Origin of the sequence: Pseudomonas mangiferae, assembly GCF_007109405.1 — a bacterium.
GTDB lineage: Bacteria > Pseudomonadota > Gammaproteobacteria > Pseudomonadales > Pseudomonadaceae > Pseudomonas_T > Pseudomonas_T mangiferae.
The window spans coordinates 83,645-100,094 of the sequence record NZ_VJOY01000013.1 but is presented as its reverse complement, the minus strand read 5'-3'; the positions used below and the strand labels follow the sequence as shown (position 1 = coordinate 100,094).

General features: G+C 70.4%; 13 protein-coding genes and 1 pseudogene. 4 read left to right on the top strand and 10 right to left on the bottom strand.

What is annotated here, in order from left to right:
* The 4 genes from ilvD to FM069_RS17070 all read right to left on the bottom strand — a co-directional run.
* Window positions 1–1,761, bottom strand: a 1,761-nt coding sequence (gene ilvD / locus FM069_RS17085) for a dihydroxy-acid dehydratase (protein ID WP_143489582.1), incomplete at its 3' end; no start/stop codon positions are given.
* Between the two features lie 339 nt (window positions 1,762–2,100).
* Complete coding sequence (locus FM069_RS17080; RefSeq protein WP_143489581.1) at window positions 2,101–2,472, bottom strand: DUF2195 family protein; 372 nt, start codon at window positions 2,470–2,472, stop codon at window positions 2,101–2,103.
* Window positions 2,473–2,599: 127 nt separating this feature from the next.
* Window positions 2,600–4,627 (bottom strand): hemopexin repeat-containing protein, encoded by a 2,028-nt coding sequence (locus tag FM069_RS17075; protein WP_178106794.1) that lies wholly within the window; start codon window positions 4,625–4,627, stop codon window positions 2,600–2,602.
* 616 nt (window positions 4,628–5,243) lie between these two features.
* Window positions 5,244–6,440 carry a class I SAM-dependent rRNA methyltransferase gene (locus tag FM069_RS17070; RefSeq protein ID WP_143489579.1) on the bottom strand — a complete coding sequence of 399 codons (1,197 nt, stop codon included), beginning with the start codon at window positions 6,438–6,440 and terminating at the stop codon, window positions 5,244–5,246.
* 165 nt (window positions 6,441–6,605) lie between these two features.
* Here FM069_RS17070 and FM069_RS17065 point away from each other — a divergent pair, with 165 nt between their 5' ends.
* Window positions 6,606–8,123, top strand: a complete 1,518-nt coding sequence (locus tag FM069_RS17065) for an acetyl-CoA hydrolase/transferase family protein (RefSeq protein WP_143489578.1) — start codon at window positions 6,606–6,608, stop codon at window positions 8,121–8,123.
* Window positions 8,124–8,345: 222 nt separating this feature from the next.
* Here FM069_RS17065 and FM069_RS17060 read toward each other — a convergent pair whose 3' ends face one another.
* On the bottom strand, window positions 8,346–8,885 hold the full coding sequence (locus FM069_RS17060; RefSeq protein WP_143489577.1) for a type 1 glutamine amidotransferase domain-containing protein: 540 nt from the start codon (window positions 8,883–8,885) through the stop codon (window positions 8,346–8,348).
* A 205-nt stretch (window positions 8,886–9,090) separates the two neighbouring features.
* On the opposite strand from FM069_RS17060, the gene FM069_RS17055 reads away from it, so the two are divergent.
* From FM069_RS17055 to FM069_RS17045, 3 genes are all read left to right on the top strand, one after another.
* Entirely contained in the window at window positions 9,091–9,915 is an 825-nt protein-coding gene (locus FM069_RS17055) for an HDOD domain-containing protein (protein ID WP_143489587.1), read from the top strand.
* A gap of 90 nt (window positions 9,916–10,005) precedes the next feature.
* Window positions 10,006–10,818 (top strand): bifunctional DNA-formamidopyrimidine glycosylase/DNA-(apurinic or apyrimidinic site) lyase, encoded by an 813-nt coding sequence (gene mutM, locus FM069_RS17050; protein WP_143489576.1) that lies wholly within the window; start codon window positions 10,006–10,008, stop codon window positions 10,816–10,818.
* A 135-nt stretch (window positions 10,819–10,953) separates the two neighbouring features.
* Window positions 10,954–11,292, top strand: a complete 339-nt coding sequence (locus FM069_RS17045) for a multidrug transporter (RefSeq protein WP_143489575.1) — start codon at window positions 10,954–10,956, stop codon at window positions 11,290–11,292.
* A gap of 165 nt (window positions 11,293–11,457) precedes the next feature.
* Here FM069_RS17045 and ggt read toward each other — a convergent pair.
* From ggt to FM069_RS17020, 5 genes and pseudogenes are all read right to left on the bottom strand, one after another.
* Window positions 11,458–13,152 (bottom strand): annotated as a pseudogene (gene ggt, locus FM069_RS17040) (gamma-glutamyltransferase); the annotation flags it as partial.
* 70 nt (window positions 13,153–13,222) lie between these two features.
* A complete protein-coding gene (locus FM069_RS17035; RefSeq protein WP_143489573.1) occupies window positions 13,223–13,474 on the bottom strand; it encodes a YfhL family 4Fe-4S dicluster ferredoxin in 252 nt (83 codons plus the stop codon).
* Window positions 13,475–13,595: 121 nt separating this feature from the next.
* Window positions 13,596–14,075 (bottom strand): pantetheine-phosphate adenylyltransferase, encoded by a 480-nt coding sequence (gene coaD, locus FM069_RS17030; RefSeq protein WP_143489572.1) that lies wholly within the window; start codon window positions 14,073–14,075, stop codon window positions 13,596–13,598.
* A gap of 79 nt (window positions 14,076–14,154) precedes the next feature.
* A complete protein-coding gene (locus tag FM069_RS17025) occupies window positions 14,155–15,750 on the bottom strand; it encodes a GMC family oxidoreductase (protein ID WP_143489571.1) in 1,596 nt (531 codons plus the stop codon).
* Window positions 15,751–15,875: 125 nt separating this feature from the next.
* Window positions 15,876–16,445, bottom strand: a complete 570-nt coding sequence (locus FM069_RS17020) for a twin-arginine translocation pathway signal protein (protein ID WP_233282072.1) — start codon at window positions 16,443–16,445, stop codon at window positions 15,876–15,878.
* Between the last annotated feature and the right edge of the window lie 5 nt (window positions 16,446–16,450).

Here is a 16,450-nt window from a genome sequence, read left to right as displayed (position 1 = left end):
GGTGGTGACCTTGCGGGGGCGGGGGGCGGCGGGTTTCCAGCCGGCCTTGTCCTGCTCGGCGCGGCGGTGGGCCAGTTCTTCGGCGGAGACCTGCAGGTCGATGCGGCGGTTGGGAATGTCGATGAGTACCTTGTCGCCGTCGCGCACCAGGCCGATGGCGCCGCCGGCGGCGGCTTCCGGCGAGGCGTGGCCGATGGACAGGCCGCTGGTGCCGCCGGAGAAGCGGCCGTCGGTGAGCAGGGCGCACTGCTTGCCCAGGCCCTTGGACTTCAGGTAGCTGGTGGGGTAGAGCATTTCCTGCATGCCCGGGCCGCCCTTGGGCCCTTCGTAGCGGATGATGACGATGTCGCCGGCGACGACCTCGTCGGCCAGGATGCCCTTCACCGCGGCGTCCTGGCTCTCGTAGACCTTGGCGCGGCCCTCGAAGACGTGGATGGACTCATCGACGCCCGCGGTCTTCACCACGCAGCCGTCCTCGGCGATGTTGCCGTACAGCACCGCCAGGCCGCCCTCCTGGGAATAGGCGTGCGCGACACTGCGGATGCAGCCTGCGGCGCGGTCGTCGTCCAGGCTCGGCCAGCGGGTGTCCTGGCTGAACGCGGTCTGCGTTGGAATGCCGGCGGGGCCGGCCTTGAAGAAGTGGTGAACCGCATCGTCCCGGGTCTGGGTGATGTCCCACTGGGCGATGGCGTCGGCCATGTTCGGGCTGTGCACGGTGTGAACGTCGGTGTGCAGCAGGCCGCCGCGGGCCAGCTCGCCGAGGATGGAGAAGATACCGCCGGCCCGGTGCACGTCTTCCATGTGGTACTTCTGGATGTTCGGCGCCACCTTGCACAGCTGCGGCACCCGGCGCGACAGGCGATCGATGTCGCGCAGGTCGAAGTCGACCTCGGCTTCCTGGGCCGCGGCCAGCAGGTGCAGGATGGTGTTGGTCGAGCCGCCCATGGCGATGTCCAGCATCATGGCGTTCTCGAACGCCTCGAAGGTGGCGATGTTGCGCGGCAGCACCGAGGCGTCGCCCTCGCCGTAGTAGCGCTGGCACAGCTCCACCGCCAGACGCCCGGCGCGCAGGAACAACTGCTCGCGGTCGGCGTGGGTGGCCAGGGTCGAGCCGTTGCCCGGCAGGGACAGGCCCAGGGCCTCGGTCAGGCAGTTCATGGAGTTGGCGGTGAACATGCCGGAGCAGCTGCCGCAGGTGGGGCAGGCGCTGCGCTCGTACTCGGCCACCTTCTCGTCGCTGGCCGAGTCGTCGGCGGCGATGACCATGGCGTCCACCAGGTCCAGGCCGTGGCTGGCCAGCTTGGTCTTGCCGGCTTCCATCGGCCCGCCGGAGACGAACACCACGGGGATGTTCAGGCGCAGGGCGGCCATCAGCATGCCGGGGGTGATCTTGTCGCAGTTGGAGATGCAGACGATGGCGTCGGCGCAGTGGGCATTGACCATGTACTCCACCGAGTCGGCGATGATCTCGCGGCTCGGCAGCGAATAGAGCATGCCGTCGTGGCCCATGGCGATGCCGTCGTCCACCGCGATGGTGTTGAATTCCTTGGCCACGCCGCCGGCTTTCTCGATCTCGCGGGCCACCAGCTGGCCGAGGTCCTTCAGGTGCACGTGACCGGGCACGAACTGGGTGAAGGAGTTGGCGATGGCGATGATCGGCTTCTTGAAGTCCTCGTCCTTCATCCCGGTGGCACGCCAGAGGGCGCGGGCGCCGGCCATGTTGCGGCCGAAGGTGGAGGTTTTCGAGCGGTAATCGGGCATTACGGCATTCCTGCAGGCTGATCAGGTGATGGTCTTGGGTGAGCGGGACGGGGCCGGGGGCGGGCGATCGTGGTCGCCGGTCCGGCCATGGCCTGGGTCTCGCGGGATCGCCGCGCGCCCGGCCGGGGCTCACTGCCCGCCTGAGGGTGTGGCAGGGGAACCGGGATTCTAATCCCAGCCGCCGCCGACACGAAAGGCCGACGGGCCGGGTGGTGCCGGTGGAAAACGTACCCGGATTACGCGGGCATGGGTCGTCGGGCGGACATAGGGTGGCCTGTAGGGTGGGCAACGTTTTACTTGCCCACCAGGCAGTGGCGCCGGCGATGGATTGTGGAGTCGCTACAACGATCGCGCGCAGGACAGGGCGACCCGGGCCGGGTGGCCGTCGAACAGGGTGGGGTCGGTGGCCAGGACCAGCACGGCCTGGCCGCCGTCCCGCAGGCCCAGCAGGCCTTCCTGCAGCACCTGTTCCACGCCGTTCACCGTCACGCTGCTGGTGTAGGTGGCCAGGGCCGAGGGGCAGCCGCAGGTGCCGATGGGGTTCTTCAGGGCGAGGGTGGCGGCGGTGGTCACCAGGTTGGCGGAGCGGGTCGCCGGCGCCAGGCGCAGGTCGACGCAGGCGGCCAGGGGGTGTTCGGCGACGCTGAGGTCCGCCGCCTGGACGGTGGCGCCCAACAGGGCGAGAACGAGCGGGGCGTAGGCGCGGGCCATGGGGCCTCCTGGAGCGTCGGGACGGATCGGGCGGTGCCCGCTGCGAGGCCGGCGCCGTTCTCCGGAAGACCCCGGAGGGTCGCGGGCGGTTTCACCGGCCTCGCGCCAGTGGACCGCCCGGGTGGCCTCAGTCGATACGCAGGTCCAGGTCGTCGGCGAAGGGGAAGCCGGCGCCGCTGCCTTTCGCCAGGCGCACCTCCACCTCCACGGCGGTGGCGCCTTCCGGCACGCTGCCGTAGAGGGCGCGGTCCAGCGGCTGGCCGGTGCGCTCGGCGGCGCCCAGGGGCTCGCTGGCGAAGAAGCGGCCCTCGGCGCGGAAGGCGTCCAGGCCCGGCCAGGTGGCGGCGGTCACCGCCCGCGGGTAGCCGGCGGCGGCCTTGTCGGCCACCAGGTCGTAGCGGATGTATTCGCCGCCGTCGAAGAAGTAGGCCACCCCGGCGTTGCGCTTGAACACCGTGTCCACCCCCAGGGGCCAGTGCTGCACACCGGACCAGGTGGCGCCGGACAGGTCCAGGGGGTAGCGGGCGTCCGCCTTGTCGCCTTGGGTCAGGTTGTAGCGCACGTACTGGCTGCCCTTGAACACGTACAGTTTGCTGCCGCTCACCGCCAGCACGCCATCCAGGTCGCGGGCGCCGCCGGCCAGGCGTTCCAGCCCCGGCCAGTTGCCGGCGATGGGCCTGGGGTAGCCGCTGTCGACCCGGTCGCTGGCGACGTCGAAGCGCAGGTACTGGTCGCCCTTGAAGAAGTAGGCCTTGCCGTTGCCGGCGTTGAAGCCGGCATCCAGGTCCCGCGGGCCGCCGGGCAGCTGGTCGAAGCCCAGCCAGTTGCCGGCGATGGGTTTCGGGTAGCCGTCGGCGACCCGGTCGCGGGCGAAGTCGTAGCGGTAGTAGCGGTCGCCGACGAAGAAGTAGCCGGTGTCGTCGGTCCAGTTCACCGCGGTGCGTTTCTCGCCACCGCGGAAGCGCAGGATCACCCGGGCATCGTGGGCGCTGCCGGCGCTGGTGCCGAGCCGGGCATCCAGGCGGAATGGCCGCCCGGCCGCCTCCGGTGGCAGCGGGATGCGCTGGGTCAGGGAACCCGTGCCGGTGCCGACGAACAGGTGGCCCTGGCCGGCGGGCAGGTCGGGCCGGGTGCCGTAGGCCATCACCGTCTGGGTGCCGCCTTTGGTCCAGCCGGCGATGTCCGGGTCGTAGGCCAGGTCGCTATGGGCGGCCCCGTACTCGGCGCCCGGGTTGGCCAGCAGGTTGCGGCCGAAGGCGAAGCGCCGCGGCTGCGGGTTCAGCCGCGAGCGGCCGTCCAGGTCGAGGCCGGCGGTGGGTACCCCCAGGTGCTGGAACAGGGTGGGCAGCACGTCCACCTGGCGCAGCGGTTCGGCCAGGGTGTTGCGGCCCAGGGCCGGGATGCCGGCGCCGCTCATCACCACCGCCACTTTGCGGTGCTCCGGGCGATTGGCGCCGTGACCGGTGCCGGTGCCGCCGTGGTCGGTGCTGACCACGATCAGCCAGCGCTCCCGGGCGTAGGTGGGGCGCGCCTCGATGGCGGTGAGCAGGCGCCCGAGGGCGGCGTCGGCGCGGCCCATGGCCTGCAGGTACTGGGGCGTGTCGGAATGGAAGCCGAACTGGTGGCCGGCCTCGTCGACGCCATAGAAGTAGGTACTGAGCACGTCCAGGTCGGCGCGGGTGCGCAGCCATGTCTCGGCCTGGTCGACGAGCCGGGCATCGTCCGCCTCGGGGCCGTCGAAGCGCAGGTCGGCCACCGGCTTCATCTGGGCGTAGAGGGGCGACCAGTTGTAGGCGTAGGCGGTCACCAGTTCCGGTTTGCGCTGCTCGATCAGGCTGAGGAAGTGCGGGTAGCGGGCGTAGTTCTGCCCGGCGAAGGTGTTGTCGCGCACCCCGTGCTTGTCCCGCTCGACGCCGGTGAACAGGGTCGACCAGCCGGGGCCGCTCACCGAGGTGTCCGGCGACCAGCCGCCGTCGGTGTAGACGCCCCGGGCGATCAGCCGCTCCAGGTTGACCATGCCGGCTGCGGGGATGGCGTCGGCCTTGAAGCCGTCGATGCCGAAGAACAGCACCTTGTCGTCGCCCGCCTGGGCCTGGGCGGTCAGCAGCGAAACGCAGAAGGCCGCCAGCAGGCGGCGGAGGGGAATCGGGGTCATGGGCTCGTCCTTGCTCGTCGGGAGGGCTGGCGCATTCCTGCAGCGCAGTTCCATGGCACCCCATCGGCGTTGCGAACCGATGACAACGCGACGGGTGGAGGGGATGGGCCAGGCGACGGATGCGCTGGCGGCGAGGGTTCTCTACCGCGGAATGGTGTGTAGGGTGGATGACGCTGTCTTCATCCACCATGCGTGCGTTGGGCGGCTGGGGGCTTCGTTGGAGCGAGCAACGACCAGCTGGAGGCTGGGCTACGGGTTGGGCGCGCGTGCCCTGGAATCATCCGCCGGGCCACGCGCACGGCAGGGGCGGGCAGACAGGGGATGGGGCTCTCTGCGTTGGCGCACCTGGCCGTGTATGTGCCGAATGCGACGTCTTCGTCTGTCGGTACGCTCGTGTGGCTGGACCTTCGCAAGGTGGATGAGGAAAGCGTCATCCATCCTACGGGATCGTCGCCAAGGCGGGGATTACAAAGCCATCGGTGCTGCGCTGTGTGGGAGGGACGAGGGCGCATGTTCCGGCTGTAGGGTCCGACCCTCGACCCTCGACCCTCGACCCTCGACCCTCGCTTACCGCTTACCGCTTACCGCTTACCGCTTACCGCTTACCGCTTACCGCTCACGCATTGGGCAGCAGGCGGCAGGTGAGGCTCTTGATATAGCGGGTTTCGGGGATGGCGGGGTGGACCGGGTGGTCGGGGCCCTGGCCGCCGCGTTCCAGCAGTTGCAGGGTGCGGTCCAGGTGGCGGGCGCTGCCCAGCAGGAGGCCTTGCAGGTCGTCCTCCGGCAGGTGCATGGAGCAGGAGGCGCTGACCAGGATGCCGTCCTTGTTCAGCAGGCGCATGGCCTGTTCGTTGAGGCGGCGGTAGGCGGCCTCGCCGTTCTTCAGGTCCTTTTTGCGCTTGATGAAGGCCGGCGGGTCGGCCACCACCACGTCGAAGCGCTCCTCGGCGGCCTTGAGCTCGCGCAGGGCCTCGAACACGTCGCCCTCGATGCTGGCGACCACCTCGCTGAGGCCGTTCAGCGCGGCGTTGCGCTCGACGCCGTCCAGGGCGAATTCCGAGGCGTCCACGCAGACCACTTCGCTGGCACCGAAGGCCGCGGCCTGGATGCCCCAGCCGCCGATGTAGCTGAACAGGTCCAGCACCCGCTTGCCTTTGACGTAGGGGGCCAGGCGCGCACGGTTCATCCGGTGGTCGTAGAACCAGCCGGTCTTCTGCCCGTCGCGCACCGGCGCCTCGAACTTCACGCCGTTCTCTTCCAGGGCGACCCAGTCCGGCACGTCGCCGTGGGCCACGTCCACGTAGCGTTCCAGGCCTTCGGCGTCGCGGGCGGCGGAGTCGTTCTTCCACAGCACACCGCGGGGCTTGAGCACCTGCAGCAGGGCTTCCAGCACGGCGTCTTTGTTGCGCTCCATGGTGGCCGAGGCCAGCTGCACCACCAGGATGTCGCCGAAGCGGTCCACCACCAGCCCGGGCAGCAGGTCGGCGTCGCCGTACACCAGGCGGTAGAAGGGCGTGTCGAACAGCCGCTCGCGCAGGGACAGGGCCACGTTCAGGCGATGCACCAGCAGCGACTTGTCCAGGGCCAGTTCGGCGTCCCGGGACAGCAGGCGGGCGCAGATCAGGTTGTTGGGGGACAGCGCGACGACGCCCAGGGGCTTGCCGCCGGCCGCCTCCAGCACCGCCTGGTCGCCGGCGGCGAAGCCGTTCAGCGGGGTGGCGGCCACGTCCACCTCGTTGCTGTAGACCCACAGGTGGCCGGCGCGCAGGCGGCGGTCGGCGTTGGCTTTGAGGCGCAGGCGGGGCAGGGTCATGCAGCGGGCTCCGGGCAAAAGCGCGGATTATACCGCGCCGGCCCGGCGGCGGTCGGCGAACCGTCCGCCGGCGCCCGGCGGGATTCGACTTTGGTCGCAGGGGTGGGCCCAGGGCCGGCGGGTTGGCGTAGGCTGCGCAGCTTTTCGACAGCCGAGGACCTCACCATGCATACGGAACGCGTGCGCCTGCCTGCCCTGCTCGACAAGCTGATGAGCGCCGACCAGGCAGCGGCCCTGATCGAGGACGGCATGACCGTCGGCATGAGCGGCTTCACCCGGGCCGGCGAGGCCAAGGCGGTGCCCCAGGCCCTGGCCCGGCGCGCCCGGCAGACCCCCTTGAAGATCAGCCTGATGACCGGCGCCAGCCTGGGCAACGACCTGGACAAGCAGCTCACCGAGGCCGGCGTGCTGGCCCGGCGCATGCCCTTCCAGGTGGACGGCACCCTGCGCCGGGCGATCAACGCCGGCGAGGTGATGTTCATCGACCAGCACCTGTCGGAGACCGTCGAACAGCTGCGCAACCACCAGCTCAAGCGCCCGGACATCGCGGTGATCGAGGCGGTGGCCATCACCGAGCAGGGCCACCTCGTGCCCACCACCTCGGTGGGTAACTCGGCCAGCTTCGCCATCTTCGCCGAGCGGGTGATCGTCGAGATCAACCTGGCCCACGCCGCCAACCTGGAAGGGCTGCACGACGTCTACATCCCCAGCTACCGGCCGACCCGCACGCCGATCCCGCTGACCCGGGTGGATGACCGCATCGGCGTGCCGGCGATTCCCATCGACCCGGCGAAGATCGTCGCCATCGTGGTCAGCCAGCAGCCCGACTCGCCCTCCACCGTGCTGCCGCCGGACGCCGAGACCCAGGCCATCGCCGACCACCTGATCGACTTCTTCAAGGGCGAAGTGGCCGCCGGGCGCATGGGCAACGACCTGGGCCCGCTGCAGGCGGGTATCGGCAGCATCGCCAACGCGGTGATGTGCGGCCTGCTGGCCTCGCCCTTCGAGAACCTGACCATGTACTCCGAGGTGCTGCAGGACTCCACCTTCGACCTGCTGGACGCGGGCAAGCTGCGCTTCGCCTCGGGCAGCTCCATCACCCTCTCGCCACGGCGCAACGCCGACGTGTTCGGCCACCTGGAGCGCTACAAGGACCGCCTGGTGCTGCGGCCCCAGGAAATCTCCAACCACCCGGAGGTGGTGCGCCGGCTGGGGATCATCGGCATCAACACCGCCCTGGAGTTCGACCTGTACGGCAACGTCAACTCCACCCACGTGGGCGGCACCCGGATGATGAACGGCATCGGCGGCTCGGGGGACTTCGCCCGCAACGCGCACCTGGCGATCTTCGTCACCAAGTCCATCGCCAAGGACGGGGCCATCTCCAGTGTGGTGCCCATGGTCAGCCACGTGGACCACACCGAGCATGACGTGGACATCCTGGTCACCGAGCAGGGCCTCGCCGACTTGCGCGGCCTGGCGCCCCGGGAGCGGGCCCGGGCGATCATCGACCACTGCGTGCACCCGTCCTACCGCGGTGCCCTGGACGATTACTTCCAGCGCGCCTGCGCCAGGGGCGGCCACACCCCGCACCTGCTGCGGGAAGCCCTGCAGTGGCACATCGACCTGGAGGAAACCGGCAGCATGATCGGCGGCCTGCTGAACCAGGCGCGCAGCGCCTGACCCGGACGATCGGTGAGGGCAGTTCAGTGGGCCAGGAAAGGGCAGGGTAGGAAACAGGACGGCTGGCGATTCAGCCGTCGCCTGGGCGGGGCGGGTATGAAAGGCGGGACGAACAGACCGTCGCCTGCCTCAACCCCGAGAGGGGCGCCCGGAAGCGGGCGCGATAAAGACTGGGCTCCGGCGACGAGCGCCCTGGGCGCCCGCCGCGGAGAACCGGGGCGGTCAGGCCGACAGCGCGTCCAGCAGCTTCTGGTTAAAGGCCGGGATGTCGTCGGGCTTGCGGCTGCTGATCAGGTTGCCATCCACCACGACTTCCTTGTCCACCCACGTGGCACCGGCGTTCTTCAGGTCGTCGGTGAGGGAGGGCCAGCTGGTCATGGTCTTGCCCTTGACCAGGCCGGTGGAGGCGAGGATCCAGCCGCCGTGGCAGATCACCGCGATGGGCTTGTTGGCCTGGGCGGCGCCCTTGACCAGGGCCTGGGCCTTGGCATCGGTGCGGATAGTGTCGGAGTTCACCACGCCGCCGGGCAGCACAATCGCCGCGTAGTCCTCGATCTTCGCCGCGTCGAACGTGGTGTCGACCGGAAAACTGTCGGCCGGGGTGGTGTGGTTCCAGCCGGTGACCGTGCCGGGCTTGGCCGAGACGATCTCGGCGGTGTAGCCGGCCTTCTCCAGGGCTTCCTTCGGTCCGGTCAGTTCGGCCTGCTCGAAGCCATCGGTGACCAGCAGGGCGACACGTTTTCCGGAAGCGGACAGGGACATGGGGGACTCCTTTTTCGTCGGGGTTCTTGGGACGGATACTGAATTCCGACCCCTGCCGCGTCTGGTAAAGTTCCTGTCGATTTTCATCCCCTCGTCGGTCCCGAAGGGCTAGACTGGGCACTTCATCCGGTCCCTCCATGTGTGTGTCGTCATGGCCCAAGAACTCTCCGCCGAACAGATCATGCAAGTGCTCCAGGGGATCAGCGTGCCCCCGCAGCCGCAGATCATGGTCGACCTGCAGATGGAGCAGGTCATGCCGAACCCGGACCTCAAGGCCATCGCCAAGCTGATCAGCCAGGACCCGGGCCTCTCCGGCGCCCTGCTCAAGCTGGTCAATTCACCGTTCTTCGGCCTCGCCAACCGCATCACCTCCATCGAGCGCGCCGTGACCCTGCTGGGCAGCCGCTCGGTGATCAACCTGATCAACGCCCAGTCCATCAAGGGCGAGATGAACGACGAGACTATCGTCACCCTCAACCGCTTCTGGGACACCGCCCAGGACGTGGCCATGACCTGCCTGACCCTGGCCAAGCGGGTCGGTTACGAGTCGGTGGACGAGGCCTACGCCCTGGGGCTGTTCCACAACTGCGGCATCCCGTTGATGCTCAAGCGCTTCCCCGACTACATGGCGGTGCTGGAAGAGGCCTACGCCCTGGCCAGCGACGAGGTGCGGGTGGTGGACACGGAGAACCGCCTGCTCAACACCAACCACGCCGTGGTGGGCTACTTCACCGCCCGCTCCTGGCGCCTGCCGGCTCACGTCTGCGACGCCATCGCCAACCACCACAACGCCCTCTCGGTGTTCACCGAGGAAGGCAGCCGCGACAGCCAGATGCGCAACCTGCTGGCGATCCTGAAGATGGCCGAGCACATCTGCAACTGCTACCGGGTGCTGGGCCAGCAGGACACCGACCACGAGTGGAACTCCATTCGCGCTCGGGTGCTGGACTACGTGGGGCTGTCCGACTACGACTTCGTCAACCTGGAGGAAAGCATCCAGGAAATGGGCGTGGGCCGGGCCGGTTACTGACCGCCCCGGCGCCTCGCGGCGCCTTCGGCAGCGACGGGGCACCGGCTCTGGTAGGCTGCGGCCTTCGCCCCTGCTCTGCGCCCACGCCCCATGCCTGAACTCCCCGAAGTCGAAACCACCCGCCGCGGCATCGCCCCCCACGTCGAGGGGCAGCGGGTCCTCCGCGTGATCGTCCGCGAACGCCGGCTGCGCTGGCCGATCCCCGAGGACCTGGATGTGCGCCTGTCCGGCCAGCGCATCGAGCGGGTCGAGCGGCGCGCCAAGTACCTCCTGTTGCAGGCCGAGAGCGGCACCCTGATCGCTCACCTGGGGATGTCCGGCAGCCTGCGCCTGGTGCCCGCGGGGCAGCCGGCGCTCAAGCACGAACACGTGGACGTGGAACTGGAGTCGGGGATGTCCCTGCGCTACACCGACCCCCGGCGTTTCGGCGCGCTGCTCTGGAGCCAGGAGCCCCTGGCCCACGAGCTGCTGCGCAACCTGGGGCCGGAGCCGCTGACCGATGCCTTCGACGGCGAGCGGCTGTTCCGCCTGTCCCGGGGCCGGGCCATGGCCATCAAGCCGTTCATCATGGACAACGCGGTGGTGGTGGGGGTGGGCAACATCTACGCCAGCGAGGCGCTGTTCGCCGCCGGCATCGACCCGCGGCGCAGCGCCGGCGCGGTGTCCCGGGCGCGTTACCTGAAGCTGGCGGCGGAGATCAAGCGGGTACTGGCCTACGCCATCGAGCGCGGCGGCACCACGTTGCGGGATTTCGTCGGTGGCGACGGCCTGCCCGGCTACTTCCAGCAGGAGCTGTTCGTCTATGGCCGTGGCGGCGAATTCTGCAAGGTCTGCGGTAGCACCCTGCGGGACGTGCGCCTCGGCCAGCGGGCCAGCGTCTACTGCCCGCGTTGCCAGCGCTGAGGCCGGTGATCGGGGGCGCTGGAGGCCCCGAAAAGCGCCAGGATTCGCTCCGGCGATTGACGGCCATCACGCTGACAATCCGTGCGGCGCTGTTATAGTTAGCGACACTCATCGTCCCATCAAAGGATTGCATCCATGAACCTGCTTCATCGCTCCGCTGCTGTCCTGGCGCTGACCACCGGCCTGCTGGCGTTGCCGGCACATGCCGAGGTGGTGCAGCAGAACGCCAGTGGCAACCCCGTCTACGAGGTGGAGGCGCCGCCGGCCTACTCGATGATCGGCGACCTGCTGATCGCCCGCCCGCTGCTGATCGCCGCCACCGCCGTGGGCACCGTGGCGTTCGTGGTCAGCCTGCCGTTCACCGCCCTGGGCGGTAACGTCAAGGATGCGGGCAAGGCCCTGGTGGTCGACCCCGGCAAGGAAGCCTTCGTGCGCTGCCTGGGCTGCACCACCAGCGGCTACAAGCGCGACTGATCCCGTCGCCGCGTCACCCCGAAGAGCCGGTCAATCGACCGGCTTTTTCGTGTCTGCCGCCGCGGGAACCGGGACCGGGGCCGGAACCGGCACGGTTTCGGCGGTCGGCTTGGCGCCCGCGGCCGCGGGCCGCTCCACCCGTTTCACCGCCATCACCTGAGCCTCGCCGATCCCCCGCGGGTCGCTGGCGGCTTCGACGCGCCCGGCGGCCTTGTCCCATGCCAGCACCTGCAGGTTGCCGTAGGACGCCTCCAGGGGCTTGAGGGTGTAGCCGCGGGCCTGCAGGTCCGCCGCCTGGGCTGCGTCGAAGGCGCCCGGCTCGTACTCCACCACGTCCGGCAGGTACTGGTGGTGGTAGCGCTTGATCGCCGGCCAGTCCGCCACCGGGCGGCCGTCCAGGTCGCCGAGGATCGCCAGCAGCACCATGCTGGGGATGCGGCTGCCGCCGGGGGTGCCGAAGGCGGCGAAGCGCTCGCGGCTTTCCAGGAAGGTGGGGCTCATGCTGGACAGCGGGCGCTTGCCGGCGGCCACCGCGTTGGCCTGGCTGCCGCTCAGGCCATAGGCATTGGCGCCCCGGGGGTCGGCGGCGAAGTCGTCCATCTCGTCGTTGAGCACCACGCCGGTGCCCGGCACGCTGAAGGCGGCGCCGAAGGGCAGGTTCACCGACAGGGTGGCGGCCACCGCGTTGCCCTCGGCGTCCATCACCGTGAAGTGGGTGGTGTGGTCGCCTTCGCGCCAGGCCGGCGCTGGCGGCAGGCTGGCGCTGGGGGTGGCGCGGCGCGGGTCGATGCCGGCGGCGAGGCTCGCCAGGTAGTCCGGTGCCAGGAGCCGCGCCAGGGGGTTGGCGATGAAGTCGGGGTCGCCCAGGAGGCCGCGGTCGCGGTAGACCCGACGCAGGGTCTCCAGCACGTAGTGGCTGCGCTGGGGCGCATCGACCTGGCGCCACGGCAGCTGCTGGAGGATCGCCAGGCTCTGGGCCAGGGCCACGCCGCCAGCGGACGGTGGTGGCGCGCTGATCAGCTCGCGGCCTTCGGCCAGCGGGAAGCGCAGGGGCCGGCGCTCCACCACCTGGTAGTCCGTCAGGTCCCGCAGGCTCCAGACACCGCCCCCGGCGCGCACGCCGCTCACCAGCCGTTCGGCGGTCTCGCCGCCGTAGAAGCCGCTGCGGCCTTCCCGGGCCAGGCGCTCCAGGGTGGCGGCCAGCTCCGGCTGGCGCAGCAGGCTGCGGTCCTCGGGCACGTTGCCCTTGTCGTCGAGGAACAGCCGCGCGCTTTCCGGGTCGTCCCGCAGCGCCGCCAGGCGCCAGCCGGCGCGCTCGCGGTAGACCCGGTCCACGGCGAAGCCGTCCCGGGCCAGGCGGATCGCCGGCGCCAGGCTGTCGCAGAGGGGCAGCTTGCCGAAACGCCCGGCCAGCTCCACCAGCGCGGCCGGCAGGCCGGGGATGCCGGCGGCCAGGGCGCCGTTCACCGAGAGGGTCGGGTCCACCTTGCCCTGGCGGCGGTAGAGGTCGGGGTGGGCCGCCTGGGGGGCTTTTTCCCGGGCGTCGAGGAAGCGGTAGGTGGGCGTGTCGCCGGCTTCCCGCAGCAGGAAGAACCCGCCGCCACCAAGGCCGGAGCCGTAGGGCTCCACCACCGCCAGGGCGCCGGCCACCGCCACCGCGGCATCGAAGGCGTTGCCGCCCAGGGCCAGGGTTTCCAGGGCGGCCACGGTGGCCGCGGGGTGGGCGGTGGCCACCGCCGCCTTGCCCGGGGCCTGGGCGGCCAGGGCGGAGAGGCTCGCGCACAGCAGCAGGAAGGCGGCCAGGGCGCGCCAGCGGGGCACGGCGGGAGAGGTCGGGAAGAACCGGCTCGGGGTGGTCATCGGCGTGTCGCTCCAGCTTCGCCTCGCGGCGGGAATCGCCCGCGCCACGCCCCGGTGCGCCGGACGGGAATCAGGCCTTGCCGGTTATGATCAAGTATTTCTTCATCAGTTCGTCCTTGCTCTCGACACGGTGCTCGTCGAGGGGGATGCAATCCACCGGACAGACCTGCTGGCACTGCGGCTCGTCGTAGTGACCGACGCATTCGGTGCACAGGTTGGGATCGATCACATAGATCTCCTCGCCTTGGGAGATCGCGCCGTTGGGGCACTCCGGCTCGCAGACGTCGCAGTTGATGCAGTCGTCGGTGATGATCAGGGACATGGGAACAACCACTCCTGCCGGGGCGAACCGCGGCAACGCAGACAAAGGGAACGCGCGAATTGTGCCGCAACCGCCGGGCCGGCGCACCTTCCTGGCGGGCCGACCGTCGCGCGACGCGGGCTCAGCGCTCGAAGCGGGCCTTGAGCGCGGCGGCTACCGCGGGGTGGACGAACTGGTCGATGTCGCCCCCCAGGGCGGCGATCTCGCGGACCAGGGTGGAGGAGATGAAGGCGTAGCGTTCGGACGGGGTGAGGAACATGCTTTCCACGTTGGGCGCCAGCTGGCGGTTCATGTTGGCCAGCTGGAATTCGTATTCGAAGTCGGACACCGCCCGCAGCCCGCGCAGGAAGACGTTGGCCTGCTGCTCCTGGGCGAAGGTCGCCAGCAGGGTGGAGAAGCCCGCCACCTCGACGTTGGGCAGGTGCCGGGTGACCTCGCGGGCCAGGGCCACGCGCTCTTCCAGGCTGAACAGCGGGTTCTTTCGCGGGCTGGCCGCCACCGCGATGACCACGCTGTCGAACAGCCGCGAGGCCCGCTCGATCAGGTCGCCGTGACCTTTGGTGATGGGGTCGAAGGTGCCCGGATAAAGCACTCGGTTCATCGCGACGTCCTGGCAGTGGCAAAGGAACCGATGGTAGCGCAGCGGCCGGCGAGGGCCAAGCCGCCGCCGTCGCGGCCGTTCAGCCCGCCGCCAGCCGCTCGCCCAGGGCGGTGGCGAGCTGGGCGGTGAGGGCGTAGATGGACAGCTGCGGGTTGGCGCCGACGCTGGTGGGGAACAGCGAGCCGTCGTGGATCGACAGGTTCTCCAACTGGTGGTGGCGGCCCCAGCTGTCGGTCACCGCCTGGCGCGGGTCCTCGCCCATGGCGCAGCCGCCCATCACGTGGGCGCTGCCCAGGCGCGTGCGGTGGATCGCCAGGTCCAGGTCGTCGATCTGCGCCCGGGCCTCGGCCAGGGTGCGGGCGAAGCCGGCGTCGGCGTGCAGCGGCAGCACCGCCTGGGCGCCGGCGGCGAACTGGATCTCCGCCATGGTGTGGTAGGCGCGGCGCAGGCCGTCCCGGGTGTAGTCGGTGAGCGGGTAGTCCAGCACCGGGCTGCCATCGTCCCGCAGCTCCACCCGGCCTTCGGCGCTGTCCGGGTGGAAGCCGTCGCGCATCAGCGCCAGCATCACGTGGGTGTGGGGCAACTGCTCCATGCGCAGGGCATTGTCGACGCCGAAGCGGCCCAGCAGGGTCGCCGCCAGGGCCGGTTGCAGGGGCGGCACCTCCAGCTTGTAGGACATGCGCCCGGTGGTGCCGTCGTCCCACTGGAAATGGTCCGAGTAGATGGACTGCGGCGCCCCGTAGAACGGGTCGATGGTGTGCTCGAACTGCGCCGCGGAGAAGTTCACCAGGTGCAGGTAGGTGCGCCGGCCGACCCGCCCGTGGGGGTCGGGCGCCTGGGAGCGCAGCAGGATGCCCGGGGTGTTGATGCCGCCGCCGGCCAGCACGTAGTGCCGCGCCCGCACCCGCACGGTGCGCCCGGTGGGGGCCACGGCGCGCGCGTCGAGGGCGCGGCATTCCAGGAAGTCGACGCGCCCGCCGGCCAGCACCAGGCGTTCGGCGCGGGTCAGGTAGAGCAGTTCGCCGCCGTGGTCCAGGGTCGCCGGGATGCTGGTGACCAGCATCGACTGCTTGGCGTTGGTGGGGCAGCCCAGGCCGCAGTAGCCGATGTTCCAGCAGCCGCGGACGTTGCGCGGGATCACCTTCCAGTGCAGCCCCAGGCGTTCGCAGCCCAGGCGCAGCACCTCGTTGTTGGGGTTCGGCGGCAGTGCCCAGGGCGCCACCCCGAGGCGCTGCTCCAGGCGCTCGAACCAGGGCGCCATGTCCGCCACCCCGTGGCCCGCCACGGCGTGGGCCTCGGCCCAGTGCTGCAGGGTCGGTTCCGGGGTGCGGAAGCTGGAGGTCCAGTTGACCAGGGTGGTGCCGCCCACGGCGCGGCCCTGGAGGATGGTCACCGCGCCGTCCTTGCTCATGCGCCCGACGCCTTCCTGGTAGAGGGTGCCGTAGGCCTCCGGCTCCTGCAGGTTGAAGTCGCGGCTGCTGCGCAGCGGGCCTTCCTCGATCAGCAGCACCCGCAGGCCGGCGGCGCTGAGGATTTCCGCGGTGGTGGCGCCGCCGGCGCCGCTGCCGACGATGGCGACGTCGGTCTCCAGGGTCAGGTCTTCGCTCAGGCGCGAGCCGTCGCGGGTCTTCCAGCCACGGGCAAGGCCCTCGGCGAAGGGATCGGGTACGGGCATGGTCTTGTTCTCGTTTGGGCCCTTGGGTGTGCGTCAGCCGGTGAAGCGGAAGCGGTGTCGGGTGTTCTTTCGTGGTGCATGGCCAGGGTGGGCTGTGCCACCCGGTGGCAAGCACGGCCCGGCGATTAGATGGCCGGCGGGCCCGGGTAGCCGCAGTGGGCCCAGGATTCCGGCCGGCCGTACCAGCTCATCAGTACCAGTTGCAGCAGCGAGGCGTGACCGCGCTGCAAGAGGGCGAGGCGGCTGTCGCGCCAGCGGTCGAGGAAGCGCCCCAGGTCGGCGGGCGTCGCCTCGGACCAGGCGCCCCAGATGCCGGTGAGCGGGCCGCGGGTGAGGGGCAGCGCCAGCACGTCCAGCAGCTGCACGGTGAGGCCGAGCATCGCCGGCGACAGCCGGGTCAGGCTGTCGTCGATGCCCCGCAGGGTGCCGGCCAGGGCCGCGGGCATGCGCTCTGCCGGTACCGCGCCGGCGAGGATCACCGGCACCAGGGCGCCCAGCACCTCCAGGTCGGCGCTGCGCAGGCGGGCATAGCCGCCAGCCGGGTCGTCCGCCGGGCGGCCGAGGCTCACCGCCAGCCCGGCGCCGCCCAGCAGCAGCCCGCCCAGCAGGCCCACCTTGAGCACCTGGCGCCGGGAGAGGCCTGCCATGGCCAGCCGCTGCGGGCGGGAGGCGTCGTCGGAAACGGGGTCGTTCATCGCGG

Coding starts and splice junctions, on each gene's coding strand:
- FM069_RS17060 (WP_143489577.1), bottom strand. CDS start 8,885: ATGTCCCTGTCCGCTTCCGGAAAACGTGTCGCCCTGCTGGTCACCGAT.
- FM069_RS17065 (WP_143489578.1), top strand. CDS start 6,606: ATGCATACGGAACGCGTGCGCCTGCCTGCCCTGCTCGACAAGCTGATG.
- FM069_RS17080 (WP_143489581.1), bottom strand. CDS start 2,472: ATGGCCCGCGCCTACGCCCCGCTCGTTCTCGCCCTGTTGGGCGCCACC.
- FM069_RS17075 (WP_178106794.1), bottom strand. CDS start 4,627: ATGACCCCGATTCCCCTCCGCCGCCTGCTGGCGGCCTTCTGCGTTTCG.
- coaD (WP_143489572.1), bottom strand. CDS start 14,075: ATGAACCGAGTGCTTTATCCGGGCACCTTCGACCCCATCACCAAAGGT.
- FM069_RS17045 (WP_143489575.1), top strand. CDS start 10,954: ATGAACCTGCTTCATCGCTCCGCTGCTGTCCTGGCGCTGACCACCGGC.
- FM069_RS17020 (WP_233282072.1), bottom strand. CDS start 16,445: ATGAACGACCCCGTTTCCGACGACGCCTCCCGCCCGCAGCGGCTGGCC.
- mutM (WP_143489576.1), top strand. CDS start 10,006: ATGCCTGAACTCCCCGAAGTCGAAACCACCCGCCGCGGCATCGCCCCC.
- FM069_RS17070 (WP_143489579.1), bottom strand. CDS start 6,440: ATGACCCTGCCCCGCCTGCGCCTCAAAGCCAACGCCGACCGCCGCCTG.
- FM069_RS17025 (WP_143489571.1), bottom strand. CDS start 15,750: ATGCCCGTACCCGATCCCTTCGCCGAGGGCCTTGCCCGTGGCTGGAAG.
- FM069_RS17035 (WP_143489573.1), bottom strand. CDS start 13,474: ATGTCCCTGATCATCACCGACGACTGCATCAACTGCGACGTCTGCGAG.